This is a genomic window from Caulobacter sp. CCUG 60055 (genome assembly GCF_022750545.1).
In the GTDB taxonomy this organism is placed as follows: Bacteria; Pseudomonadota; Alphaproteobacteria; order Caulobacterales; family Caulobacteraceae; genus PUIC01.
The window spans coordinates 174495-197749 of the sequence record NZ_PUIC01000005.1; the positions used below are offsets into that span (position 1 = coordinate 174495).

At 72.4% G+C, this 23255-nt stretch carries 22 protein-coding genes and 1 riboswitch; of the genes, 14 read left to right on the forward strand and 8 right to left on the reverse strand.

All coding sequences use genetic code 11. The features are described from left to right. Positions 1-95 precede the first annotated feature (95 nt). From C5708_RS09695 to C5708_RS09705, 3 genes are read left to right on the forward strand one after another with little or no spacing between them, the layout of a single operon-like run. The gene (locus C5708_RS09695) at positions 96-803 is read left to right on the forward strand and encodes a molecular chaperone (RefSeq protein ID WP_242920445.1); all 708 of its coding nucleotides are present in this window, start codon (positions 96-98) and stop codon (positions 801-803) included. Then, positions 787-3447, forward strand: coding sequence for a fimbria/pilus outer membrane usher protein (locus C5708_RS09700; protein WP_242920447.1), 2661 nt, complete (start codon positions 787-789; stop codon positions 3445-3447). Before C5708_RS09695 ends, C5708_RS09700 begins: the two co-directional genes overlap by 17 nt. Positions 3448-3461: 14 nt before the next feature. Beyond that, positions 3462-4346, forward strand: a complete 885-nt coding sequence (locus C5708_RS09705) for a hypothetical protein (protein WP_242920449.1) — start codon at positions 3462-3464, stop codon at positions 4344-4346. 80 nt (positions 4347-4426) lie between these two features. On the opposite strand, the gene C5708_RS09710 is transcribed toward C5708_RS09705, so the two are convergent. After that, complete coding sequence (locus C5708_RS09710) at positions 4427-4837, reverse strand: hypothetical protein (RefSeq protein ID WP_242920451.1); 411 nt, start codon at positions 4835-4837, stop codon at positions 4427-4429. 316 nt (positions 4838-5153) lie between these two features. Between C5708_RS09710 and C5708_RS09715 the strand changes: the two genes are divergently transcribed. Genes C5708_RS09715 through C5708_RS09725 form a run of 3 tightly spaced genes read left to right on the forward strand, consistent with a single transcriptional unit; the run spans position 5154 to position 7647 of the window. Then, entirely contained in the window at positions 5154-6146 is a 993-nt protein-coding gene (locus C5708_RS09715) for an ATP-binding cassette domain-containing protein (RefSeq protein ID WP_242921085.1), read from the forward strand. Further along, a complete protein-coding gene (locus C5708_RS09720; RefSeq protein WP_242920453.1) occupies positions 6143-6820 on the forward strand; it encodes a methionine ABC transporter permease in 678 nt (225 codons plus the stop codon). Before C5708_RS09715 ends, C5708_RS09720 begins: the two co-directional genes overlap by 4 nt. 26 nt (positions 6821-6846) lie before the next feature. Beyond that, entirely contained in the window at positions 6847-7647 is an 801-nt protein-coding gene (locus C5708_RS09725; protein WP_242920455.1) for a MetQ/NlpA family ABC transporter substrate-binding protein, read from the forward strand. Between the two features lie 65 nt (positions 7648-7712). Here the strand turns inward: C5708_RS09725 and C5708_RS09730 are convergent, their stop codons facing one another. The 5 genes from C5708_RS09730 to cobU form a co-directional block, all read right to left on the reverse strand. Continuing rightward, a complete protein-coding gene (locus C5708_RS09730) occupies positions 7713-8249 on the reverse strand; it encodes a DUF1697 domain-containing protein (RefSeq protein WP_242920457.1) in 537 nt (178 codons plus the stop codon). 67 nt (positions 8250-8316) lie between these two features. Further along, the gene (locus C5708_RS09735) at positions 8317-9321 is read right to left on the reverse strand and encodes an ornithine cyclodeaminase family protein (protein WP_242920459.1); all 1005 of its coding nucleotides are present in this window, start codon (positions 9319-9321) and stop codon (positions 8317-8319) included. Further along, positions 9318-10478 carry a membrane dipeptidase gene (locus tag C5708_RS09740; RefSeq protein WP_242920461.1) on the reverse strand — a complete coding sequence of 387 codons (1161 nt, stop codon included), beginning with the start codon at positions 10476-10478 and terminating at the stop codon, positions 9318-9320. Before C5708_RS09740 ends, C5708_RS09735 begins: the two co-directional genes overlap by 4 nt. A 122-nt stretch (positions 10479-10600) precedes the next feature. Beyond that, the gene (locus C5708_RS09745; protein WP_242920463.1) at positions 10601-11950 is read right to left on the reverse strand and encodes an amidohydrolase family protein; all 1350 of its coding nucleotides are present in this window, start codon (positions 11948-11950) and stop codon (positions 10601-10603) included. Positions 11951-12015: 65 nt separating this feature from the next. Continuing rightward, positions 12016-12531, reverse strand: a complete 516-nt coding sequence (gene cobU / locus C5708_RS09750) for a bifunctional adenosylcobinamide kinase/adenosylcobinamide-phosphate guanylyltransferase (protein WP_242920465.1) — start codon at positions 12529-12531, stop codon at positions 12016-12018. 39 nt (positions 12532-12570) lie between these two features. Next, positions 12571-12762, forward strand: a riboswitch (cobalamin riboswitch). A gap of 158 nt (positions 12763-12920) precedes the next feature. Here cobU and C5708_RS09755 point away from each other — a divergent pair. From C5708_RS09755 to C5708_RS09790, 8 genes are all read left to right on the forward strand, one after another. Beyond that, positions 12921-14894: a TonB-dependent receptor gene (locus C5708_RS09755; protein ID WP_242920467.1), complete on the forward strand. Its 1974-nt coding sequence runs from the start codon at positions 12921-12923 to the stop codon at positions 14892-14894. Between the two features lie 8 nt (positions 14895-14902). Continuing rightward, positions 14903-15931 carry a threonine-phosphate decarboxylase CobD gene (gene cobD, locus C5708_RS09760; protein ID WP_242920469.1) on the forward strand — a complete coding sequence of 343 codons (1029 nt, stop codon included), beginning with the start codon at positions 14903-14905 and terminating at the stop codon, positions 15929-15931. Continuing rightward, complete coding sequence (locus C5708_RS09765; protein WP_242920471.1) at positions 15928-16785, forward strand: ABC transporter substrate-binding protein; 858 nt, start codon at positions 15928-15930, stop codon at positions 16783-16785. Before cobD ends, C5708_RS09765 begins: the two co-directional genes overlap by 4 nt. Continuing rightward, complete coding sequence (locus C5708_RS09770; protein WP_242920473.1) at positions 16782-17768, forward strand: iron ABC transporter permease; 987 nt, start codon at positions 16782-16784, stop codon at positions 17766-17768. Before C5708_RS09765 ends, C5708_RS09770 begins: the two co-directional genes overlap by 4 nt. Further along, complete coding sequence (locus tag C5708_RS09775; RefSeq protein ID WP_242920475.1) at positions 17765-18538, forward strand: ABC transporter ATP-binding protein; 774 nt, start codon at positions 17765-17767, stop codon at positions 18536-18538. Before C5708_RS09770 ends, C5708_RS09775 begins: the two co-directional genes overlap by 4 nt. Further along, positions 18531-19523, forward strand: coding sequence for an adenosylcobinamide-phosphate synthase CbiB (gene cbiB, locus C5708_RS09780; protein ID WP_242920477.1), 993 nt, complete (start codon positions 18531-18533; stop codon positions 19521-19523). The genes C5708_RS09775 and cbiB overlap by 8 nt, the downstream gene beginning before the upstream one ends. Further along, complete coding sequence (locus tag C5708_RS09785; RefSeq protein ID WP_242920479.1) at positions 19511-20974, forward strand: cobyric acid synthase; 1464 nt, start codon at positions 19511-19513, stop codon at positions 20972-20974. The genes cbiB and C5708_RS09785 overlap by 13 nt, the downstream gene beginning before the upstream one ends. A 172-nt stretch (positions 20975-21146) precedes the next feature. Beyond that, complete coding sequence (locus C5708_RS09790) at positions 21147-21524, forward strand: YciI family protein (RefSeq protein WP_242920481.1); 378 nt, start codon at positions 21147-21149, stop codon at positions 21522-21524. An 89-nt stretch (positions 21525-21613) separates the two neighbouring features. Here the strand turns inward: C5708_RS09790 and C5708_RS09795 are convergent, their stop codons facing one another. Both C5708_RS09795 and C5708_RS09800 read right to left on the reverse strand, forming a co-directional pair. Next, entirely contained in the window at positions 21614-22285 is a 672-nt protein-coding gene (locus tag C5708_RS09795) for an isoprenylcysteine carboxylmethyltransferase family protein (RefSeq protein WP_242920483.1), read from the reverse strand. A gap of 60 nt (positions 22286-22345) precedes the next feature. Continuing rightward, positions 22346-23248: a LysR family transcriptional regulator ArgP gene (locus C5708_RS09800; RefSeq protein WP_242920485.1), complete on the reverse strand. Its 903-nt coding sequence runs from the start codon at positions 23246-23248 to the stop codon at positions 22346-22348. Between the last annotated feature and the right edge of the window lie 7 nt (positions 23249-23255).

The following is a 23255-nucleotide window of genomic DNA, read 5'->3' on the forward strand; positions in this document are numbered from 1 at the left end:
CGACAGGGCGTTTTACTTTTTGATTTGGGGGAGTGGGGGGCGTCGTCATGAAAGCGCGTAACCTGTTGGCCGCTGCGCTAGCGGCGTCTGTTTTCATGGCGGCGCCCGCCGCCTTCAGCATGAGCGTGTCGCCCATCCTGGTCGACCTGAAGCCGGCGGGTTCGCAAGGCTCCAGCCAGATCAAGGTGGTCAACACCCTGGCCAACGACCTGCCGGTCGAGCTGACCCCGCTGGTCGCCACCGTCGACGAGAAGGGCGAGGTCAAGACCGCGCCCGCCGGCGACGAGTTGCTGATCTTCCCGCCCCAGGCGATCATCAAGCCGGGCGCCACCCAGGTCTTCCGCGTGCAATGGGTCGGCGAGCCCGACATCAAGCAGAGCAAGACCTACCTGGTGTCCGTGGCCCAGCAGCCGGTGCAGCTGCCGCAGGGCTCTTCGGGCATTCAGCTGCTTTACGATTTCCAGGTGGTGGTCAATGTCGGTCCGCTGACCGGCAAGCCCAACCTGAAGCTGGTCAAGACCGAGCTGGTCAAGGACGACAAGGGCGCCCGCCGCGCCGCCATCACCCTCACCGACGATTCCGACGTCCACGCCTATCTGAGCGCGACCAAGCTGCGGCTCGAACTGAGCGACGACGCCGGCAAGACCGTCTGGAGCAAGAGCTGGGCCCCCGAGGAGATCGCCGGCACCGTCGGCATCGGCCTGGTCCAGCCCCACGCCACCCGCCGTTTCGTCCTGCCCTACGACCTGCCCGCCGAAGGCGCCAAGCTCAACGCCGAGGTCCGCTATGAAGCACGCCCGTAGCGGCGCGAGCTTCGTCGTCCTCGCCTTCTGTCTGTCGTCGGCCGCCAACGCGGCCGGCGGCGCGGGCGACACGATCAAGCTGGCCCAAGGCCCCAGTTCCGGACAGAGCGGAACCGTCGTCCAGATCCCGCCGGGGCGGCCCACGGTCACCTCGCCGCCGCCGCTGGTCCAGACCCCGCCCCCGCCCGCGGCGACGCCTACCGGCGCGCCCGCCGCCCAGCCGGCGACGCCCCTCGCCGGCGGCAAGCGCATCGAGATCGTCGTCCCGTTCAAGGAACGCACGCTCTATATCGGCGACGTCTCGATCGCGGTGACCGTCAAGGGCGAGATGGTCGACATGCCGCTGGACCGGGTCCTGCAGCTTCTGGCTCCGATCGCCTCGCCCTCGATGCTCGACCGCGTCAAGGCCGTGGCCGCCAACCGCGCGCGCATCACCATCGGCGACCTGCAGACCGCCGGCCTCAAGGCCGCCTACGATCCCGCCCTGCTGGAGATCACGGTCGAGGTTCCGATCGAGGACAAGCAGCGGCGCACCCTGGAGCTGGCCAGCCTCGACCGCGAGGATCGCGGCCAGTTCTCGCCCCAGTCCAAGATTTCGGGCTGGCTGACCTGGCGCACCGCCTTCGACTACATCGAAAAGGGCCCGAACACGGGTCTCGCCGACCCGGCGTTCGACCTGTCGAGCGCGCTGCGCTTCGGCTCGTGGGCCCTGGAGAACGAGGCCTTCGTCGACACCGCCGACACCGAGAACAAGAAGTTCTCGCGCCTGGGCACGCGGCTGGTCCGCGACTGGCCGACCTCGGCCATGCGCCTGACCATCGGCGACATGACGCCGTTCGGCCGCGGCTACCAGACCTCGCCGCAGATGGCCGGGATCTCGCTGCTGCAGTCCTACAGCTCGATCCAGCCGGGCCGGAACATCCGTCCCAGCGGCCAGGGCGCCTTCGCCCTGCGCGAGCCGGGCACGGTCGAGGTCTATGTCAACGGCCGCATGGTCCGGCGCATGGACCTGGACAGCGGCACCTACGACGTCCGCGACTTCCCGTTCACCGCCGGCCAGAACAACATCCAGTTCGTCGTCCAGGACCGCACGGGCCGGCGCGAGCTGTTCGCCTACAACCAGTTCTTCGACCAGAGCCTGCTCAAGGCCGGCCTGACCGAATACCTGGCCGCCGTCGGCGTCGAGAGCCCGATGCGCAACGGCGAGCCCGACTATTCCGGCCGCGGCGTGTTCACCGGCTACTATCGGCGGGGCGTCAACGACGACCTGACCCTGGGCGCCAACCTGCAAGGGGACAAGGACAACCGGCTCTACGGCGTCGAGGCGGTCTGGGCCAACCGGCTGGGCATCCTCGCCTTCCAGGGCGCGGCCTCGGAAGGCAAGGCCGGCACCGGCACGGCGTTCCTGATGTCGTTCCAGCGCCAGAACAACCCCGGCCCCGAGGAGGCGCGCCAGTCGTTCGCCTTCACCGCCGAGGCGCGCAGCCGCAACTTCGGCGGCCTGAACACGGCGACGGTGATCAACCTGACGCCGGGCACGCCGACCGCGCCCAACGCCGGCCAGAACCGCACGGCGCTGGACCTGGCGGCCAACTACACCCGCGACATCAGCCGCGACACCAATCTGAGCTTCGACCTCGGCTACAGCTTCGGCCGCGACGGGCAGAAGGACGCGGGCCGCGCCCGCGCCGCCCTCGCCCGGCGCGTCGGCTTCGACACCAGCGTCGGCTTCGAAGTCCGCTGGGACGAGCGCGGCTTCGGCCAGGGCGAGGACTTCGGCGTGCTGGTCACGCTGAACCGCCGCCTCGGCCGCGACCAGAGCGTGCGCGCCTTCTACGACTCCGCCGAGAAGCGGACGTCGGTGGCCTGGCAACGCACCCCGCGCGACCCCTACGGCGAATGGTCGCTGTCGGCCGACGTGCAGAACGCGCCGGACGGCACGGCCTTCAACGCCACCGCCTACCGCCAGTTCAACCGGGTCGAGACCTCGCTGGCGCAGGTCGCCGCCACGGACGGGTCGGGCAAGATCACCGACGTGCGCTCGTCGCTGCGCCTGGCCGGGTCGATCGCCTTCGCCGACGGGACCTGGGCCCTCGGCCGGCCGATCTACGACTCCTTCGCCATCGTCAAGCCGCACGCCAGCCTGGCCGACCGTTCGGTCGTCGTCGACCAGCAGCCCAAGGGCGACGCGGCCCACACCGGCGCCTTCGGCCCGGCGCTTGTGCCCGATCTGTCGGCCTATTCGCGCCGCACCCTGGTGGTGGGGGTCAAGGACCTGCCGCCGGGCTACGACCTGGGCTCGGGCACCTTCGACCTGCTGCCCGGCTATCATGGCGCCTATGTGCTGGAAGTCGGCTCGGCCTATTCGGTCACGGCCATCGGTTCGCTGGTGGACAGCGACGGCCAGCCGCTGGCCCTCACCGCCGGCAAGGCCTTCGACCTGGCCGATCCCAGCCACGCGCCGGTCGAGGTCTTCACCAACAGGCAAGGCCGCTTCGCCGCGCAGGGCTTGCGGCCCGGCCGCTGGCGCCTGGAAATGGGCGCGAGTTCGCCGGTCATCTATGTGATCGACATCAACACCACCGACGGAACGCTGGTGCGCATCCCGCAACCCGTCCGGCCGAGCGCGGAGGCGAGAAAATAATGAAATGGATGCTGATGAGCGCCGCCGCGACCCTGGCCCTGGCCGCGGCGCACAGTCAGGCCCAGGCGGCCCAGTGCTCGCTGACCACCACCTCGCCGGCCAGCGTGACGATCAACTACGACCCGCTGGCGGCCTCCCAGAACGAGACCACGGTCACGGTGATCCGCCAGAACGGCTGCGGCTTCACGCTCTATGACGACGCCGCGGTCGCCAACCAGGACTTCTCCCGGTTCGGGCATAGCGGGCCGATCACCCGCACCAGCTTCGCGGCCACCTATCGCTATCCGGCGAGCTGGCCCTGCGACCTGAGCGGCTCGTTCCTGTGCGAGATCGGCGACGGCGAGCCGCGCAGCCTGCGCGCCAACGGCCAAGCCAACCACCAGCTGAAGATCACCATTCCGGCCGGCGTGTCGCCGCGCAACCTGCCGGCGGCCCTGTCGCTGTACATGCCCGAGCCGCGCTACAACCCGAACGGCAAGCTGGACCAGATGGACTCGCACGAGCTGCGGGTGCTGTTCAACGTGATCCAGTCCGCCTCGCTTTCCTTCGCGGGCGGCGGCTCGTCGCTGACCATGGATTTCGGGACCCTGGCCACCGGCCAGGTCAAGTCGGTCAACGTCATGGCCCGCGCCACCGCGCCGTTCCGGGTGAAGATGACCTCGGACATGGGCTCGGCGCTGAAGCTGAACGGCCAGGCCAATTCGCCCTGGTCGATCCCCTACACCGCCACGCTGAACGGCAGCCCGATCGCCCCGAACAGCGACTATCGCAACCTGACGTCCAACGGTTCGGGCGGGGTCGATCTGGCCCTGCCGTTCCAGGTGACGATCGGCGACGCCTCGGCCAAGAAGGCCGGCGCCTACCGCGACGTGGTCACGTTGCAGATCTCGCCGCTCTAAGCGGCGAGGCCGGCTGATCCTGAAAGCCTTGCGAGAACGGCGGCGGAGCGATCCGCCGCCGTCGTCGCATCAGGCGTCCGTCAGGCGAAGTTGGCCTGGACCCGGATGCGCAGGCTGGACAGGCGGGTGTCGCCCGGCCGGTAGGCGATCTGGCGGCCCTGGCGGGCGGGGCCCGACACGGCGGCGATGACCGCCGAGCCCGAGCCGTTCAGCGCCACTTCGCGGCCGTCGACGATCAGGGCGCCGGCGTCCTGGCCGGCGGCGTAGTCGACGATGACGTTGTAGCCCTGGCCGGCGTTGCAGAACTCCTGCGTCGAGCCGAGTTGGATCACGCCGTCGGCCTGCTCCTGGACCGCCGACTGGAAGTCGGCGCGGCAGACCACGGGCACGACGCCGCGCAGTTCGAACGTGTGGCTGGCCTGGTCCGCGGCGGCGAAGGCCGGGCTGGCGGCGGAGGCGAGCGCGGCGGCCGCCATGATTGCACGCAACATCGAGACACCCCTGGTTTATTGACTATCCTTGATGCATACAATTAACCCAACGCGTTTCGATAAGATTATTGCTTATGGTTTCAGCAAATTAATCGTCAGAATGACTTGGTAAATAATTCGCAACGCCGCGATTTCATGATTTCGACTTCGTTTACCTTGAAGAACATGCTCCGTCCGCGGATGGCGCCCACGCCCTTCGGGGCCTGCGCCGCCGCCCTCTACAATCGGCCTCAGAGAAACTAGATTGCCTTGGCGGCCGCGAGCCGATTAGGAGCAGCCTCCCCCTGCGACACTCCAAGGCCCGCCGTTGATCGAGCTGAGCGACATCCACAAGACCTACCGGGCCGGAAGCGGCGAGGTCGCCGCCCTGCGCGGGATCGACCTGCGCGTGGCCGCCGGCGAGGTCTTCGGCGTGATCGGCCAGTCGGGCGCCGGCAAGTCCAGCCTGATCCGCATGATCAACCTGCTGGAGCGGCCGACCGCGGGTCGCGTGACGGTGGACGGGGTCGACGCGGCGAGCCTGGACGCCGCCGGCCTGCGCGGCCTGCGCCGGCGGATCGGCATGATCTTCCAGCACTTCAACCTGCTCAGCTCGAAGACCGTCGTCGAGAACGTCGCCTTCCCGCTGCAGCTGGAAGGGCGGCTGGCGCGCGAGGACATCCGCGCCCGCGCCCTGGCCCTGCTGGACCGGGTCGACCTGGCCGACCAGGCCGACAAGTATCCCGCCCAGCTGTCGGGCGGCCAGAAACAGCGCGTCGGCGTCGCCCGCGCCCTGGCCTGCGAGCCCAAGATCCTGCTGTGCGACGAGGCGACCAGCGCCCTCGACCCGGAGACCACCCGCCAGGTGCTGCGCCTGCTGCGCGAACTCAACGGCGAGTTGGGCCTGACCATCGTGCTGATCACCCACGAGATGGACGTGATCCGCCGGGTCTGCGACCGCGTCGCCGTGCTGGAGGCCGGCCGCGTCGTCGAGCAGGGCGTGGTGGCCGACGTCTTCCTGTCGCCCCGCCATGCGACCACCCGCCGCCTGATCGAGGAGGGCGGCGACGCCGACGATGCGGGCGCCGGCGGTCCCGGGGCCGGCCGCACCGTGCGCCTGACCTATCGGGGCGAGACCACCTACGCCCCTCTGCTGGGCCGCATCGCTCGCGAGACCGGGGTCGACTACAGCATCCTGGGCGGCCGCGTCGCCCACATCCGCGACCTGCCCTACGGCCAGCTGACCCTGGCCCTGGTCGGCGGCGACGTCGACGCCGCCCTGGCCCAGTTCGCCGCCGCCGGCGTCGCCGTCGAGGAGATCGACCGATGAGCGCCGCCGGGTCCGCGCTGTTCGCCAATGTCGACTGGGCCGAGATCGGGCGGGCGGGGGTCGACACCCTGGCCATGCTGGGCGGCTCGCTGGTCCTGACCGTCGCCGTCGGCCTGCCCCTGGGCGTGCTGCTGTTCCTGACCGGGCGCGGCCAATTGCTGGCCCAGCCCCTGGCGCACGGCCTGCTGTCGGTGCTGGTCAACGTCCTGCGCTCGGTGCCGTTCATCATCCTGCTGATCGTGATGATCCCGGTGACGGTGGTGCTGGTCGGCACCTCGCTGGGCGTGCCCGGCGCCATACCGCCGCTGGTGGTCGGAGCCGCGCCCTTCTTCGCCCGGCTGGTCGAGAGCGCCCTGCGCGAGGTCGACCGCGGCGTCATCGAGGCGGCCCAGGCCATGGGCGCCTCGCCCCGGCAGATCGTGTTCGACGCCCTGCTGCCCGAGGCGACGCCGGGCATCCTCGCCGCCGCGACGGTGACCGCCATCGCGCTGGTGTCCTACACCGCCATGGCCGGGGTGGTCGGGGCCGGCGGCCTGGGCGACCTGGCCGTCCGCTTCGGCTATCAACGCTTCCAGACCGACGTCATGGTGGTGACCGTGGCGCTGCTGCTGGTGCTGGTCCAGGTCCTGCAGATGATCGGCGACCGCGCCGTCGCCCACTTCAGCCGGCGCTGAGGCGCCGCCAACCCGAGAGAACCGCCGTGAACCGACGCTTCCTGATCGCCGCCGCCGCGACCCTGGCCCTGGCCGCCTGCTCGCCGCAGGCCCCGGGCCCGAAGGCGGGACACGTCCTGACGGTGGCCGCCACCGCCGTGCCGCACGCCGAGATCCTGGAATTCGTGAAGCCGCAGCTGGCCAAGGACGGCCTGACCCTGCAGATCAAGGTGTTCAACGACTACGTCCAGCCCAACGTCCAGGTCGAGCAGAAGCAGCTGGACGTCAGCTACTTCGAGACGCTCCCCTATCTGGAGCAGTTCAACAAGGATCGCGGCACGCACCTCGTTCCGATCGTCGGCGTGCACATCGAGCCGATGGGCGCCTATTCGCGCAAGGTGAAGACCCTGGCCGAGCTGACCGACGGCGCGACCGTGGCCATCCCCAACGAGGCCTCGAACGGCGGCCGCGCCCTGCTGCTGCTGCAGAAGGCCGGCCTGATCACCTTGAAGGACCCGGCCAACCCGCTCTCCAGCCTGCGCGACGTCGTCGGCAATCCCAAGCGCCTGAAGTTCAAGGAGCTGGAAAGCGCCACCCTGCCGCGCGTGCTGGACCAGGTCGACCTGGCGCTGATCAACACCAACTACGCCCTCGACGCCAAGCTCGACCCGACCAAGGACGCCCTGGCCATCGAGGACGGCAAGTCGCCGTATGTGAACTATCTGGTCGGCCGCGCCGACAACCAGAACGACCCGGACGTCAAGAAGCTGGCGGCCGCCCTGACCAGCCCGGAGGTCAAGGCGTTCATCGCCCAGCGCTATCACGGCGCGGTGGTGCCGGCCTTCTGAGGCTGGATCATGTTGCAGAGCGGGGGGTGACGCGAAAATCCGGGCCCGCCTTTTCGCGTCCCGCTCTATTCCTCCAGCAGGGCCGCCAGCTTGAGCACGGTGTTCCAGTTGCGGCCCGTGCCGGCCTGGCCGAGCTTGCGGGCGATCAGCGCCACGGTCAGCTTCGAGCGGCCGACGCCGTCCGGATAGACCGCGTAGAGATGCCGCCCGCGCGCGGCGACACGCTCCGGTCCGGCGATCGCCGCCCGCAAGGCTTCGACGGCATCGTCGCTCACCGGGGCCTTGAAGGCGTAGATCAGCAGGTGGCCGGGATCGCTCTTCGCCGCCTCGGCGAAGGGATCGCCGTCGATGGCTTCACGCCATTCGGCGGCGTCGCGCACATAGATGTCGGTGGCCAGATCGAACCGCGCCTTGACCGCCGCCTCGAGCCGCCGCTCCAGCGCATCATTGGAGGCGTCGCCGCCCTCGAAGGCCAAGTTCCCGCTCTGCAACAGGGTCTGGCCGCCGGCGAGGTCCAGGTCGGTCAGCATTTCGCGCAGGCCGGCCATCGGGACCATGGCCTTGCCGACATTGACCGCGCGCAGCAAAGCGATGCGTTTCATCCGTCCCTCCGACCTGGGCGGCCAATCAGCCTGACGATCGGCGCGGCTGCAAGCCGCGCGGCGGGCGTCACAGGGACACGGCCTGGCCGAACCCCTGCTCGCTCGCCTGCCGGAACAGCCACCAGCCGGCGGCCAGATCCTGCACCACGCTGCCGAGGGACTTGTAGAGCGTGACCTCGTCCGGCGATCGACGGCCGGGCAGGCCGCCGGCCAGGACCTGGCCGATCTCGCCGAGGACGTGGTCGTCGCCGACCAGGCCGGCGGCCTTGGCGCGCAGGAACTCCGCCCCCTGGGCCAGCACCGAGGGACGGTGGTCGGCGAAGAAACGGGCGCGCGCCGTCAGCGCCCCATCGATTTCCGCCGGGCCGGCGCGGCTGGAGCCGACGACGTTGAGATGGCAGCCGTCGGGAACCTGGGCCGCGTGCAGGATCGGCTCGGCGGCGGCGGTGACGGTGCAGATCACGTCGGCGTCGGCCACCGCCTCGTCGACCGTGGCCGCCGCCCGGACGGGCAGGCCGAACTCGGCCTCGGCGGCGCGGGCGAAGGCCTGGGCCCGCTCGGCCGAGCGCCCCCACACCGCGCAACGGTCGAAGGCCCGCACCTGAAGCAGGGCGGCGATATGACCGCGCGCCTGTTCGCCATAGCCCAGGATCGCCAGCCGCGACGCCTCGGGCCGCGCCAGGGCGTCGGTGGCGACGGCGCTGGCGGCGGCGGTGCGGATCGCCGTGACCTCGCCGGCCTCGATCAGGCAGACCGGCGCGCCGCTGTCGGGATCGAACAGCATCACCAGCCCCTGGTGCGAGGACCGGCCCTGAGCGAAGCGTTCCGGAAAGACGCTGACGACCTTGACCCCGAACGCCTTGTCCGACGCCAGCGCGCCGGGCATCGACCCGAAGGCCCGCCCGGCCGCCAGCGGCACGATCTGCCGCAGCACCTGCACCGCCTCGCCGTGGGACAGGGCGATCATCGCCTCGCGCACCAGGGGGATGCAGACCGCGTAGGTCAGCCGGGCCCGGACCGTGTCGCGGTCCAGGACGATCATCGCCCCCGCCGCCGTGTCCTCGCCGCTCATGCGCCCCAGACGTCCTGGGCGTAGCGCAGGAAGTTGCGGCCGAGGATCTTGTCGATGCGGGAGGACGAATGGCCCCTGGCGGCCAGGGCGGCGGCGAGGTCGCGGAACTGGCTGGGCCGTTGCAGCTCGGGGATGTAGGCCAGCACGTCCGGGCCTTCGCCGGGCGCGGCGACGCCGGCCTTGTGGCGGGCCGCGTACTGCCGGGCGGCGTCGGCCAGCTCCGCCTTCATGTCGCCGGGCGTCGAGACCACCCCGTCGGTGCCGATGCCGACATGGTCCTCGCCGCAGACCTTCACCGCGTGCTCGATGTGGGCCACCACGTCGGCGGTGGTCGGGTGGCTGTCATAGCGCAGGAACGGCATGAAATAGATGCCGACGAAGCCGCCCTTCTCGGCCACCAGGCGCAGCTCCTCGTCGGTCTTGTTGCGCGGCCGGTCCGACAGGGCCTGGCAGCCGGTGTGGTTGATCGAGATCGGCGCCTTGGACGCCCGCGCCGCGTCGAGGCAGATGGCCCGGCCGCTGTGCGACAGGTCGACCATGATCCTGCGCGCGTTCAGCCGCTCGACCACCTCGCGCCCGAACGGCGTCAGGCCGCGCCCCTCGCGGACCATCGAGCCGTCGCCCAGCTGGTTGCGGACGTTGTAGGTCAGCTGGATGATCCGCACCCCGAGGTCGGCGAAGATGTCCACCCGGTCGGCGCGCTTGCCCATCATCGCCGCGTTCTGGAAGCCGTAGATCACGCCGATCTTGTTCTCGCCCTTGGCGCGCAGGATGTCGGCCGTCGTCCGCACCTTGATCAGGTCGGCCGGGCGCGAGCGCACGATCTCGTCCCACACGCCGATGGTGCGCACCGTGTATTCGAACGGCTCCATCGGACCGGACACGTAGCCGAGGGTGACGTTGACCGCGTTCATGCCGGAATCGCGGGCGTCGCGGATCGCCCGGTCGTTGACCGCCGGATGCGCCAGGTCGACGCCGTCGCCGCTCTCGGTCGGCGGCGCGGCCGGGTCCTCCAGGCCGCCCAGGGCGTTGATGATCAAGGGCCGTTCGCCGCTCGTCGTCGCCGTCTTCGCGGCCTTGGCCGACACCGCCGCCGCCAGGGCCGCTCCCGCCGCCGCGCCGCCCGTCAGCAGCGCCCGCCGATCCGTTCCGCTCATGGGTCTTCCTCCACCTGGCCCGCCCGTTGGTCCGGACGCGGCCGGCCACAGGCTGTCCGCACGAAGCGCCGGCCGCAAGCCCCATGATTGAATTCGCGCCGGCCTCAACCGGCGGCGGCTCCCTACTGGAAGCCGCGCACCTCGTCGGCCGCGATGGGGCGATAGTCCTTGCGCGGATAGTCCGTCCCGCGCTTGACCGTCAGCATGACGCTGCGCATGGCCGCGACGTCCCGGGACGGATCGCGCGAGACGAACACGAGGTCGGCCAGCTTGCCCGGCGCGATCTCGCCCATGTCCGCCTGGCCCGCCGCGGCCGCGCCGTTGCGGGTGGCGGCGGCGATCACGTCGAGCGGCGCCATGCCGGCCTTGTTCTGCAGCAGCTCCATCTCGTCGTGCAGGGCCGGATAGGCGCTCTCGACCGGGGCGAAGCCGTCGGTGCCGGCGGTGATCCGCACGCCCGCCTTGTAGGCCCGGGCCGTCAGGGCCTCGGCCAGGGAGGCGGTGCAATAGGGCGGCGGAGCCTTGGGATCGGCGGCGCGCGCCTGGTCCAGCTCGACATAGACGTGGTCGGTGGCGTCCAGGATGGTTCCGCGCCGGGCCATTTCGGCGAACAGGGCGTCGACCTTGGGGTTTCCGCCGTCCTTGAACCTGTCGGCCTCGACCGGGGCGCGGCGATGATAGGCGGCCGGCTTCACGTCCGAAGCCTCGTAGCCCAGCATGCAGACGTGCGACAGCACGTCGACGCCGGCCGCCACCTCCTCGGCGGGGGTGGCGGGGAACACCATGCCATGGGCCCAGACCCGGAAACCCTGGCGATGTGCCTCGGCGACGATCCTCGCCGTCAGCGGGCCGGGCAGGTCGGCGTAGATCTTGATCGCCGAAGCGCCCGTGCCCCGCGCCAGGGCGACGGCCAGCGGCAGGTCGACCTCGTCGGTGATCGCCTGCATCCACGGCGCGCGTCCGGGCTCGACGCCGCGCGCGGCGGCCTGGGTGCGCGGGTCCTTGAAGAAGTCCGGCCCCGCCATCAGGGCGCTGTAATAGACGTCCGGCGCAGCGATCTCGCCCTGGCGGGACGCCCGCGACAGGTCGGCCAGGGCCCGCGCGTCTCCGGCCATGTCGCGCACGGCGGTCACCCCGCCATAGAGCATCCGCCGCATATAGGCCTCGGCCGCCCTGCGGTCGGGCGAGGTCGCCAGGTGGACGTGGGTGTCGATCAGGCCCGGCGTGACATAGAGGCCGGCGACGTCGGGCCGCCGCCCGCCGGCGGGCGCCTGGGCGAGGGGAACCACGGCCTCGATGCGCTCGCCCCTGACCACCACGGCCATGCCGGGGCGCGGCGCCGCGCCCGTCCCGTCGATCACCGTGACCCCCGCATAGACCGTGAGGCCGTCCGGCTCCGCCGCGCGGGCCCCCGCCGCCGCGGAGGCCGACACCGTCAAGGCCGCCGCCAGGATCATCGCCGACCGTCGCATGTCCCCTCCCCGTTTCTGCCCTCGCATCGCCGGGCCATCGATCAGGCGGCCCGTGGGGAAGTCAATCACTTCAGCCGCAGCGGCAGGCCGGCGACGATCAGCACCGCCTGGTCGCACGCCGCCGCCATCCTCTGGTTCAGGCGGCCGGCCTCGTCGCGGAAGCGGCGGGCCAGGGCGTTGTCCGGCACGATCCCCTGCCCCACCTCGTTCGACACCAGCCACACGGGCGCTGCGCAGGCGCGCAGGGCCGCCTCCAGCCGGTCCGTCGCCGCGCCGAGATCGGCCTCGGCCAGCATCAGGTTGCTGAGCCACAGGGTCAGGCAGTCGACCACCGTCGCCTCGCCCGCCGTGCGCGCCGCCAGCGCCGCCGGCAGGTCCAGGGGCGCCTCCGCCGTCGACCAGGCCCCGCCGCGCTCGGCCCGGTGGCGGGCGATGCGCTCGGCCATCTCGTCGTCGAAGGCCTGGGCGGTGGCGATCATCACCGGGCGCGCGCCGCGTCCGGCGGCCCACGCCTCCGCCTGGGCCTGAGCGTAGGCGCTCTTGCCCGAGCGGGCGCCGCCGAGGACGAGGGTCAAGGTCATCGAGGGACTCCGCAATTGACCGTGTGCGCCGCAGCAACTAAGCCAAGCGTCGCGACAGGTTCCTCTGATCGAGGATGAAAAGGGAACTCAGGTGAAAGCCCTGGGCTGCCCCCGCAACTGTAAGCGGCGAGTCCGCGCATCAAAAGCCACTGGGTCGAAAGACCTGGGAAGGCGATGCGCACCGGCGTCGACCCGCAAGCCAGGAGACCTGCCCGTCGCGGTCGTCCTTCGTTCAGCCGGGGTGCGCTGTGCGAACGGGTCCTCCCGAGAGACGACGATCGCCAACCAAGGGCCGCGCCCGCGCGGGCCTCGGTTCCGCCTGGGCGCGTCTCGCCCCTGCGGGACCGGACGCCGCCGGGCCGCCCGTCGTCAGTTCGAGGGGAAGACCTGTGACGAAGTTCCTGTTGTCCACCGCCTGCGCCAGCGCCCTGCTGGCCCTGGCCGCGCCCGCTCTGGCCGAGGAGGCGCCCGCGCCTGATCCCGACGTGGCCGGCCGCGCCGCCGCCGCCGGGGTCGACACCCTGGTGGTGACGGCCACCCGTTCGCCGCAGCGCATCGACCGCATCGGCCAGTCGGTCACCGTGCTCGACGCCGAAGCCATCCAGGCCAGCCAGAAGGCGGTGATCTCCGACCTGCTGGCCATGACGCCGGGCGTCAGCTTCTCGCGCAACGGCGGGGTCGGGGCGACCACCTCGCTGCGCATCCGCGGGGCCGAGACCGACCAGACCGTGGTCGTGGTCGACGGCGTCAAGCTGAACGACCCCACCTCGCCGGGCGGCGGCTACAACTTCGCCAACATGCTGGCTGGCGACATCGCGCGCATCGAGGTGCTGCGCGGCGCGCAATCGACCCTGTGGGGCAGCCAGGCCATCGGCGGGGTGGTCAACATCGTCACCGCCGACCCGACCAAGCCGTTCGAGGGCTCGGCCTCGCTGGAGGGCGGCTCGATGTCGACCGGCTACGCCCGCGCGGCGGTCGGCGGCGCGAGCGAGCGGCTGGTCTGGCGGCTGGCCGGCGGCTACTACACCACGCGCGGCGTCTCGGCCTTCGCCGGCGGCAGCGAGGCCGACGGCTATCGCAACACCGGCTTCAGCGGCCGGCTGCGCTACAAGGTGAGCGACGACGTCACGGTCGACCTGCGCGCGGTCTATTCCAAGGGCCGCAACCAGTTCGACGGCTTCCCGCCGCCCAACTTCGTCTTCGCCGACGACAACGAGTACGGGACCACGGAAGAGTTCGTCGGCTACGCAGGCGTCAACTTCGCCCTGCTGGACGGCCGCCTCAAGAACCGCATCGCCTACGGCTACACCAACACCAACCGCAACAACTACAACCCCGACCAGGAGGTGACGCCGATCACCTTCACCGCCAACGGCAAGAACGAGCGGTGGGAATACCAGGGGACCTTCGCCGTCACCGACGACTGGAACGCGGTGTTCGGCCTCGAGAGCGAGCGGTCGACCATGCGCTCGGCCTCGCCCTCGGCCTTCGCCCCCAACCCGCCCCGGATCAACGGCAAGGTCGGCATCGACAGCGCCTACCTCCAGCTCCAGGGACAGGTGATCCGCGGCCTGACCGTGACCGCCGGCCTGCGCTACGACGACCACGACACCTTCGGCGACCGCACCCTGGGCCAGCTGGCCGCCGCCTGGTCGCTGAACGACGGCGCCACCGTGCTGCGCGCCAGCTGGGGCCAAGGCTTCAAGGCGCCGACCCTCTATCAGCTCTACAGCCCCTACGGGAACACCACCCTGAAGCCCGAGGAGGCCGACGGCTGGGACATGGGCGTCGAGCAGCATCTGGCCGACGGCAAGCTGACGCTGCAGGCGACCTACTTCCACCGCGACACCACCAACCAGATCGACTTCGCCTACTGCACCGGCGCGCCCGATCCCCTGTGCGCGGCCGGCGGGGGCGTGCGGTTCGGCTATTATTCCAACGTGGCCAAGACCCGCGCCCAGGGCGTCGAGCTGAGCGGCGAGCTGCGGCCGGACGACCGCTGGACGCTGCGGGCCAACTACACCTGGACCGACGCCGCCAACGAAGCGCCCGGCGCCAACAACGGCAAGGCCCTGGCCCGCCGGCCCGAGAACGCCGGCTCGGCGTCGGTGGCCTATCTGTGGCCGGCGAAGCTGACGACCACGCTGTCGGCGCGCTACAACGGCGACACCTATGACGACGTCGCCAACAAGTACCTGCTCAAGAACTACACGCTGGTCGACGTGGCGGCGTCCTATCCCGTGAACGACCGCCTCGAGGTCTATGGCCGGGTCGAGAACCTGTTCGACCAAAGCAACCAGACGGTCCGCAACTACGGATCGCCGGGCCGCGCCGCCTATCTCGGCGTGCGGGCCAGGTTCTAGGCCCCGCGATGACGGCTAGGGCGCAAGGCGCATTCGGCCGTCACGGCGGCCGGCTCGCGGCGGCGGCGGCGGCGTTCCCGCACGCCCCGACGCCGTGGGTCGACCTGTCGACCGGGATCAACCCGCACGGCTGGCGAGGCCCCCGCGCCGCGCCGGCCGCCCTGCGCCGGCTGCCCGACCCGGCCGGGACCGCCGCCCTGGAGCGGGCCGCCGCCGCCGCGTTCGGCCTGGCCCCCGCTGACGCCAAGGCGGCCGCCGCCGTCCCCGGGGCCGAGGCCGCCCTGCGCTTGGCGCCGCGCCTGACCGGCGCGCGCGCCGTCGCCATCGCCTCGCCGACCTATGGCGGCCACGCCGAGGCCTGGACCGCCGCCGGCGCCGAGGTCCGCGCCGTCCATCCCGACGAGCTGGACCGCGTCGAAGCCGAGGCCGTCGTCGTCGTCAATCCGAACAATCCCGACGGCCGCCGGCTGCCTCCCGACCTGCTGCTCGGCCTCGCTCGGCGGCAGGCCGAGCGCGGGCGGAGCCTGATCGTCGACGAATCCTTCGTCGAGACCGCGCCGGAGCTCAGCGTCGCCGCCGCCGCCCCGCGCATTCCCGGCCTGATCGTGCTGCGCTCGTTCGGCAAGTTCTTCGGCCTGCCGGGCGCGCGCCTGGGCTTCGTGGTCGCCGCGCCCGAAACCATCGCCCGCGTGCGCGCCGCCTTCGGCGACTGGCCGGTCTGCGCCGACGCCATAGCCTTGGGGTCGCGCGCCTACGCCGACCTCGCCTGGGCCGAACGCGAGCGGAGCCGCCTGGCGGCCCAGGCCGAGCGGCTGGACCGGAGCCTGCGGCGGGCCGGCTTCGAGATCGTCGGCGGAACCTCGCTGTTCCGCCTGACCCGCAGCCGCGACGCCGCCAGGCGCTTCGCCGCCCTGGCCGGGGCCGGCGTGCTGGTCCGCCCGTTCGACGACCGGCCGGACTGGCTGCGTTTCGGCCCGCCCGGGCCCCCGGCCGCCTGGCGCAGGCTCGACGCCGCCCTGTCGGGGTTCTCGGCATGACCGCGCGCCCGACCCGCCGCGCCGCGACCGCCGGCGCCCTGGGCGCCCTGGTCGCCGGCCCCGCCGCAGCCGCCGCCCCGTCCGGCCGGGTGGTCTCGCTCAACCCCTGCCTCGATTCCCTTCTCGTCGCCCTGGCCGACCGCAGCCAGATCGCCGCGCTCAGCCACTACGCCCGCGACCCGACGGCCTCCAGCCTGCCCGACTGGGCCCGCGCGCTGCCCATCACCCACGAGACCGCCGAAGAGGTGGTCGCCCTGCGCCCGGACCTCGTGCTGACCAGCCGCCACAGCTCGCTGGCCACCCGCAACGCCCTGCGCCGGCTGGGCGTGCGCGCCGAACCCTTCTCCGTCCCCGACACCGTGGCCGACAGCATGGCCCAGGTGCGGCGCGTCGCCAGGCTGCTCGGCCGGCCGGAGCGGGGCGAGGCCCTGATCGCCCGCGTCGAGGCGGCCCTGGCCGCAGCCGCCCCGCCCCCCGGGGCCCGGCGGCTCAAGGTGCTGGTCTTCCAGCCCAACGGCTTCGCGGCCGGCCCCCGCACCCTGCTCGACGAGATGCTGACGCGGACGGGGTTCGACAACATGGCCGCGCGCTATGGCCTGCGCACCTGGGGCAACGTGCCGCTGGAGCGGCTGATCGCCGACCCGCCGCAGCTGCTGCTGGCCGGCGAGGCCGCGCCCGGCCCGCCCACCTGGGCCGAGCGGGTGGTCAGCCATCCGGCCCTGAAGGCCATCGGCCCGCGCATGCGCCGGGCGGTCTTCCCGCAGCGGCTGCTCTATTGCGGCGGCCCGGTGCTGCTGGAGACCGCCGCCGTGCTCGCCGACGCCCGCCGCAAGGCCCTGGAGGCTCACCCATGAAACGGCCCCCGCCGCCCCTGATCTGGGGCGCCCTGATCGCGGCCATAGGCCTGCTCGCCCTGGTCAGCCTGGCGGCCGGCAAGGTGTGGGTGCCGTTCAGCGCCTGGGCGGCGCCGGGAGCCGATCCCCGCTGGGCGATCATCTTCGAGCTGCGCCTGCCGCGCACCGTCCTGGCCGTCGTGGTCGGCGGCGCCCTCGGCCTCTGCGGCGCCGCCCTGCAGGGCTACACGCGCAATCCCCTGGCCGATCCCAGCGCCCTGGGCGTCTCGTCCATGGCCTCGCTGGGAGCGGTGCTGACGCTCTATTTCGGCCTGACCGCCAGCACGCCCTGGCTGCTGCCGGCCGGCGCGATGGTCGGGGCGGCGATCGGAGTGGCGGTGCTGCTCGCCCTGTCCAACACCGCCTCCAGCATCGCCACCTTCATCCTGGCCGGCATGGTGCTGAACACCATGGCCGGCGCGGGCGTCGCCCTGGCCCTCAGCCTCGCGCCCAACCCCTGGGCGGTGAACGAGATCGTCAACTGGCTGCTGGGCTCGCTGACCGACCGCAGCGTCGAGGAGGTGCGGCTGGCCCTGCCGTTCGTCGCCGTCGGCTGCGGGGTGCTGCTGACGCTCGGCCGCGATCTCGACGCCCTCACCCTGGGCGAGACCGGGGCCCGGTCGGTGGGGGTGAGGATGGACCGCGTCCGCCTGCTGCTCGGCCTTGGGGTCGGCCTGGCGGCCGGCACCTGCGTGGCGGTGACCGGCGTCATCGGCTTCGTCGGCCTGATCACCCCGCACCTGATGCGGCCCCTGGTCGGCGCGCGTCCCGGCGCCCTGCTGATCCCCAGCGCCCTGGCCGGGGCCGTGGTGGTGCTGGCCGGCGACGTGGCGGTGCGGCTGATCCCCTCGGCGGGCGAGGTCAAGCTCAGCGTGGCGATGGCCGCCATCGGCGGGCCGTTCTTCCTCGCCCTGCTGGTGTCGATGCGACGGAGGATGGCGTGAGCGGGCTGAAAGCGGCGGGGCTGCGCCTCGGCCTGAACGGGCGCGCCATCCTGGGCGGCGTCGACGTCTCGTTCGCCCGGGGCGAAGTGTCGGCGGTGATCGGCCCCAACGGCGCCGGCAAGTCGACCTTGCTGGCCTGTCTCGCCGGCCTGCGACGGCCCGACGACGGGACCGTCGACCTCGACGACGCCGACATCCGCCGCCTGTCGCCGCGCGCGCGCGCGCGGCGCATGGGCTTCCTGCCGCAGACGCCCGAGATCGCCTGGTCGGTCGACGTCGAGACACTGGTCGGCCTTGGCCGCACGCCCTTCGTCGGCGCCCTGGGCCTGGGCGCGGCCGACCGCGAGGCCGTCGCGCGCGCCCTGGCGGCGACCGACATGACGGGCATGTCCCAGCGCGTCGTCACCACCCTGTCCGGTGGCGAGCGGGCGCGGGCCCTGATCGCGCGCGCCCTGGCCGGCGAGCCCGACTGGCTGCTGGCCGACGAGCCGATGACCGGCCTCGACCCGGGCCACCAGCTCGACGCCGCCGACCTGTTCCGCAAGATGGCGGCGGACGGCCGCGGCGTGGTCGTCACCCTGCATGACCTGTCGCTGGCCGCCCGCGTGGCCGACAAGATCGTGGTCCTGGCCGGGGGCCGGGTCCTGGCCGACGGCCGGCCGGCCGAGGCGCTGACGCCGCAGGTGCTGGCCGAAGCCTACGGGATCGAGGCCCGCGTCGTCGCCGGCGCCGGCGGCCCGGTGGTCGAGATCGTCGGCCGGCGTGGCTGAGGCCTGGACCGCCATCGGGCCGACGGCCTGGCCCACGCCCTGGATCGTGCTGGCCGCCGCCGTCGCCGAGGCGGCGGTCGGCTATCCCGACGCCCTGCACCGGCGCCTGCCGCACCCCGTGGTCTGGCTGGGCGGGGCGATTTCGACGCTGGAGCGCTGGTGGAACCGCCCGGAGCGGCCGCCGCCCGCTCGCCGCCTGCTGGGGGTCGCCACGGTGGTCCTGGTCACCGGCGCGGCCTGGGTCGCCGGATTCGCCCTTCAGAGCGCCTGCGCCCGCCTGCCGTTCGGCGTCGTCGCCGTCGTCGCGGCCGGCACGCTGGGGCTGGCCCAGCGCAGCCTCTACGACCATGTCGCCGCCGTGTTGCGCCCGCTGGCGGCCGGCGACCTCGACAGGGCCAGGGCGGCGGTCGGCCGCATCGTCGGCCGCGACGTCGCGGCGCTGGACGACCGGGGCGTGGCGGCGGCGGCGCTGGAGAGCCTGGCCGAAAGCTTCAACGACGGCGTGATCGCGCCGATGTTCTGGCTCGCCCTGGGCGGCCTGGGCGGGCTGTTCGCCTACAAGGCGCTCAACACCGCCGACAGCCTGATCGGCCACAAGGAGCCGCGCTGGCGCGACTTCGGCTGGGCGGCGGCCAGGGCCGACGACGTGTTCAACCTGATTCCGGCCCGGCTGGCCGGAGCCCTGATCGCCGCCGCCTCGCCGGCCGCGTGGCGGACCATGCTGCGCGACGCCGGCAAGCACGCCTCGCCCAACGCCGGCTGGCCGGAGGCGGCGATGGCCGGCGCGCTTGGCGTGCGGCTGGGCGGCGCGGCGACCTATGACGGCGTCCGCCACGACCGGCCGGCGTTCGGCGACGGCGGCGAGCCGGCCGCCGAGGACCTGCGGGCCGGCCTGCGGCGTTACGCTTGGGCCTGCGCGGCGGCCTGGGCGATCCTGGCCGCGACGGGGGCGGCGATGAGCTTGGAGACGACATGGCCGCGTTGATGATCCAGGGCTGCGGCTCGGACGTGGGCAAGTCGGTGCTGGTCGCCGGCCTGTGCCGCGCCTTCGCCAACCGCGGCCTGACGGTGCGGCCGTTCAAGCCGCAGAACATGTCGAACAACGCCGCCGTCACCATCGACGGCGGCGAGATCGGCCGGGCCCAGGCGCTGCAGGCGATCGCCTGCCGCACGCCGGCCACGGTCGATATGAACCCCGTGCTGTTGAAGCCGCAGAGCGACGTGGGCGCCCAGCTGATCGTGCGCGGCCGGATGGAAGGCGCCTGGCGGGCCGGCCCCTTTCAGGCGCGCAAGGCCGAACTGCTCGGCGTGGTGGTCGATTCCTTCCAGCGCCTGAGGGCCGAGAGCGATCTCGTCCTGGTCGAGGGCGCCGGCAGCCCCGCCGAGATCAACCTGCGCCGGGGCGACATCGCCAATATGGGTTTCGCCCGCGCGGCCGGCGTGCCCGTGGTGCTGGTCGGCGACATCGACCGCGGCCATGTGATCGCCGCCCTGGTCGGGGCCCAGGCCGTGCTCGACCCCGAGGACGTGGCGATGATCCGCGGCTTCGTCATCAACAAGTTCCGCGGCGATCCGGCCCTGTTCGACGCCGGCCGCGCCGAAATCGTGCGGCGGACCGGCTGGCCGGACCTGGGCATGGCCCCGTGGATCGCCGCAGCCCGCCGCCTGCCGGCCGAGGACGCCGTGACGCTGGAGCGCGGCCGCGCGAGCGCTGGCGGCCGGCGGCTGAAGATCGTCGCGCCGATGCTGTCGCGCATCGCCAATTTCGACGACTTCGACCCGCTGCGCGCCGAGCCCGACGTGGACTTCGCCTTCATCCCCCCCGGCGCAGCCCTGCCCGGCGACGCCGACGTGGCGATCCTGCCCGGCGCCAAGGCCACCCTGGCTGACCTGGCCTTCCTGCGGGCCCAGGGCTGGGACGTCGACCTGATCGCGCACGCCCGGCGCGGCGGCCGCATCCTGGGCGTCTGCGGCGGCTATCAGATGCTGGGCCGCCGGATCGCCGACCCTGACGGGATCGAGGGCCCCGCCGGCGCGGCTGACGGCCTGGGTCTGCTCGACGTCGAGACGGTGCTGGGCGGCGACAAGGTCCTGCGTCCCGTCGCCGGCGCCCTGGCCGACGGCGGCGCCCGCTTCGACGGCTACGAGATGCATGTCGGCCGCACCGAGGGGCCGGGCTTGGCGTGCCCGTTCCTGAGGTTCGACGGCGGCGGCGCGGACGGCGCGGTCGACGCCACGGGCCGTATCGCCGGCGCCTATGTCCACGGCCTGTTCGCCCGGGGCGAGGCGCGCTCGGCCCTGCTGGCCCGCTGGGGCGCGGCCTCCACGGGCCGCGACCACGCCGCCGAGGTCGACGCCGCGCTCGACGAGATCGCCGCCGTGCTGGAGGCCCATCTCGACGTCGAGGCGCTGCTGGCGATCGCGCGCGGGCGCTGACCGGAACGCGGTCCTCGGCGCTCCGGTCTCCTCTCGGCGGCGCAGCCGGACGCTAGGCCATGGGCTTGCGGCGTATGCGGGCCTTGCTCGGATGAAAATGTCGGGCGGCCGCCGGCCTGTTCGTCCAAAAGAGGCGGGCGCTTCGTCCCGTTGTCGCTCTGAGGGCTATTCAATGCGCTTCATGTTCCTGATCCACGCCTCCCCCGAATCCGCTCCGACGCCGGAGCTCATGGCCGCGATGCACGCGCTCGCCGCACAGGAGGTGACGGCCGGTCGGATGATCTATGACGGAGGGCTGGCGCCGGCCGCGTCCGCCAAGCAGTTGCGGCTTAAGTCGGGGAAGTTCGTCACCCTCGACGGGCCGTTCGCCGAGACCAAGGAAGTGATCGGCGGCTTCGCCATCTTCGAACTGCCGGACATGGCGGCGGCGGAAGAGAGCGCCCGCCGGTTCCTGGAGCTGCACCGCCAGCACGCGCCGGCATGGGAAGGCGTCTGCGAGATTCGCCAGGTGGCGGGCTCCCAGGTCGAGCTCATCCGCTCGGGCGGTTGAGCGCCCACGGGCCAAAGGGGGCGTCTTTCAGGTCTTAGGGCCGAAAGGCGCCCGGACCGCGCGCGGGCGCTGACCGCAGCGCCCGGCGGCTACCAGACGATGGGGGCCAGCCGGTATCGCACGCGGGCCCGATAGTCGCGGTAGCCGGCGAGGTTGGCCGTCAGGAACGCTTCCTCGCGGGTCAGCCGCCACACCAGGACGGGAACGAGCAGGACGGCGGCGACCAGGCCCCACCACGAGCCCAGCGCCGGGGATATGCCGACGACCAAGATCAGCGCGCCGGAGTACATGGGATGGCGCACGACGGCGTAGGGGCCGCTGTCGATCACGCGCTGGCCCTCCTCGACCTCGATCGTGCCGGCCGTGAAGGTGTTCGCCCGGAAGGTGAGGAAGACGATCAGGAAGCCGACGGCGATCATCACGTCCGCGATCAGCGAAACGGCGGCGGGAACGTGCGACCACCCGAAGCGCCTGTCGAGGCCCGGCAAGACGAAGGCCGCCAGGAACACCAGCCCCGCCAGCGCCTGGACGAGGTTCTGCATCGGATCGGGCTCCGAACCCGGCCCCGCCTTCACGCGCCGCTCCAGCAGCGCCTTGTCGCGAAACCACAGCCAGACCGTGATGGCCCCGGCGCATCCGAAGAACACCGCCAGCATCGCCCATGCGCGCCCGTCTCGGACGGAGCCGGCCAAGACGAAGAACACGGCCGCGACGACCGCGAAAAGGAAGATCAGCCCCGTGACGGCGCGCACCAGCAGCATGCCTCATGATCGCACGTCGGGCCCTAGGTGGTCCAGCGGGAGGCTGAGGCTGCTCAGACGCTAGCCGGCCGCGGCGGCCAGTTCGCCGGCCGCCGCCGCGCGCACGGCCTGGGTCAGGCGGTCGAGCAGCCGGGCCGCCAGCCGGGTGCGCTGCCAATAGAGCGCCACCGCGATCCGGCGGTTCGGCGGAAGCTCGGTCAATCGGCCCGCGGCGAGGTGCGGCGCGGCCAGGGGAACCGGCGTCGTCGCCCAACCGAGGCCGGCGAGCGTCATGTCCAGCATGCCCTGGGTCGACGGCGTCCAGTGCACGGGCGGCGCGACGGCCGCGCCCCAGGCTTCCCTGACCCACCGGGCCTGCAGCTGGTCGCGGCGGTCGAAACGCAGGATCGGCGCGCGCGCGAGGCTCGCCGCATCGACGCCGTCCGGGAAGAACCGGGCCATGAAGTCGGGGCTGGCCACGGCGGCGTAGTCGATGGCGCCGAGCGGGTAGGTCTTGCAGCCCGGAACCGGGACGGGCTCGGCGGTGATCGCCGCCAGGACCTCGCCGGTGCGAAGCCGCTCGGCCGTATGGGCCTCGTCCTCCATGACCAGATCGAGCATGGCCCCGGTCTCGTTCGCGAACCGGGCGGCGGCCTGGGGAAACCAGGTGCTGACGCTGTCGGCGTTCACGGCGATCCTGACGGTCGACGGGCCGGGCGTTCCCTCGCCCAACCCCGGAAGGTCGCCGATGACCTCGCCTTCGAGCAGGCGCACCTGCTCGACATGGGCGCAGAGCTTGACCCCGATATCGGTGGGCCGGCAGGGAGAGCCCCGGGTGAGCAGGATCGCGCCGACACGTTCCTCCAGCCCTTTCACGCGCTGGGAGACCGCCGACGGCGTGACGCCGAGGACGGCGGCGGCCTTCTCGAAGCTGCCTTCGCGCGCGACGGCGGCGACGGCCGCCAGGGAGGCGTAGTCCAACATTAGACGA

Bases quoted from the DNA above. Each gene is read 5' to 3' on its own strand.
- C5708_RS09695 (WP_242920445.1), top strand. From the start codon at position 96: ATGGCGGCGCCCGCCGCCTTCAGCATGAGCGTGTCGCCCATCCTGGTC.
- C5708_RS09700 (WP_242920447.1), top strand. From the start codon at position 787: ATGAAGCACGCCCGTAGCGGCGCGAGCTTCGTCGTCCTCGCCTTCTGT.
- C5708_RS09705 (WP_242920449.1), top strand. From the start codon at position 3,462: ATGAGCGCCGCCGCGACCCTGGCCCTGGCCGCGGCGCACAGTCAGGCC.
- C5708_RS09710 (WP_242920451.1), bottom strand. From the start codon at position 4,837: ATGTTGCGTGCAATCATGGCGGCCGCCGCGCTCGCCTCCGCCGCCAGC.
- C5708_RS09720 (WP_242920453.1), top strand. From the start codon at position 6,143: ATGAGCGCCGCCGGGTCCGCGCTGTTCGCCAATGTCGACTGGGCCGAG.
- C5708_RS09730 (WP_242920457.1), bottom strand. From the start codon at position 8,249: ATGAAACGCATCGCTTTGCTGCGCGCGGTCAATGTCGGCAAGGCCATG.
- C5708_RS09735 (WP_242920459.1), bottom strand. From the start codon at position 9,321: ATGAGCGGCGAGGACACGGCGGCGGGGGCGATGATCGTCCTGGACCGC.
- C5708_RS09740 (WP_242920461.1), bottom strand. From the start codon at position 10,478: ATGAGCGGAACGGATCGGCGGGCGCTGCTGACGGGCGGCGCGGCGGCG.
- C5708_RS09745 (WP_242920463.1), bottom strand. From the start codon at position 11,950: ATGCGACGGTCGGCGATGATCCTGGCGGCGGCCTTGACGGTGTCGGCC.
- cobU (WP_242920465.1), bottom strand. From the start codon at position 12,531: ATGACCTTGACCCTCGTCCTCGGCGGCGCCCGCTCGGGCAAGAGCGCC.
- cobD (WP_242920469.1), top strand. From the start codon at position 14,903: ATGACGGCTAGGGCGCAAGGCGCATTCGGCCGTCACGGCGGCCGGCTC.
- C5708_RS09765 (WP_242920471.1), top strand. From the start codon at position 15,928: ATGACCGCGCGCCCGACCCGCCGCGCCGCGACCGCCGGCGCCCTGGGC.
- C5708_RS09770 (WP_242920473.1), top strand. From the start codon at position 16,782: ATGAAACGGCCCCCGCCGCCCCTGATCTGGGGCGCCCTGATCGCGGCC.
- C5708_RS09785 (WP_242920479.1), top strand. From the start codon at position 19,511: ATGGCCGCGTTGATGATCCAGGGCTGCGGCTCGGACGTGGGCAAGTCG.
- C5708_RS09790 (WP_242920481.1), top strand. From the start codon at position 21,147: ATGCGCTTCATGTTCCTGATCCACGCCTCCCCCGAATCCGCTCCGACG.
- C5708_RS09795 (WP_242920483.1), bottom strand. From the start codon at position 22,285: ATGCTGCTGGTGCGCGCCGTCACGGGGCTGATCTTCCTTTTCGCGGTC.
- C5708_RS09800 (WP_242920485.1), bottom strand. From the start codon at position 23,248: ATGTTGGACTACGCCTCCCTGGCGGCCGTCGCCGCCGTCGCGCGCGAA.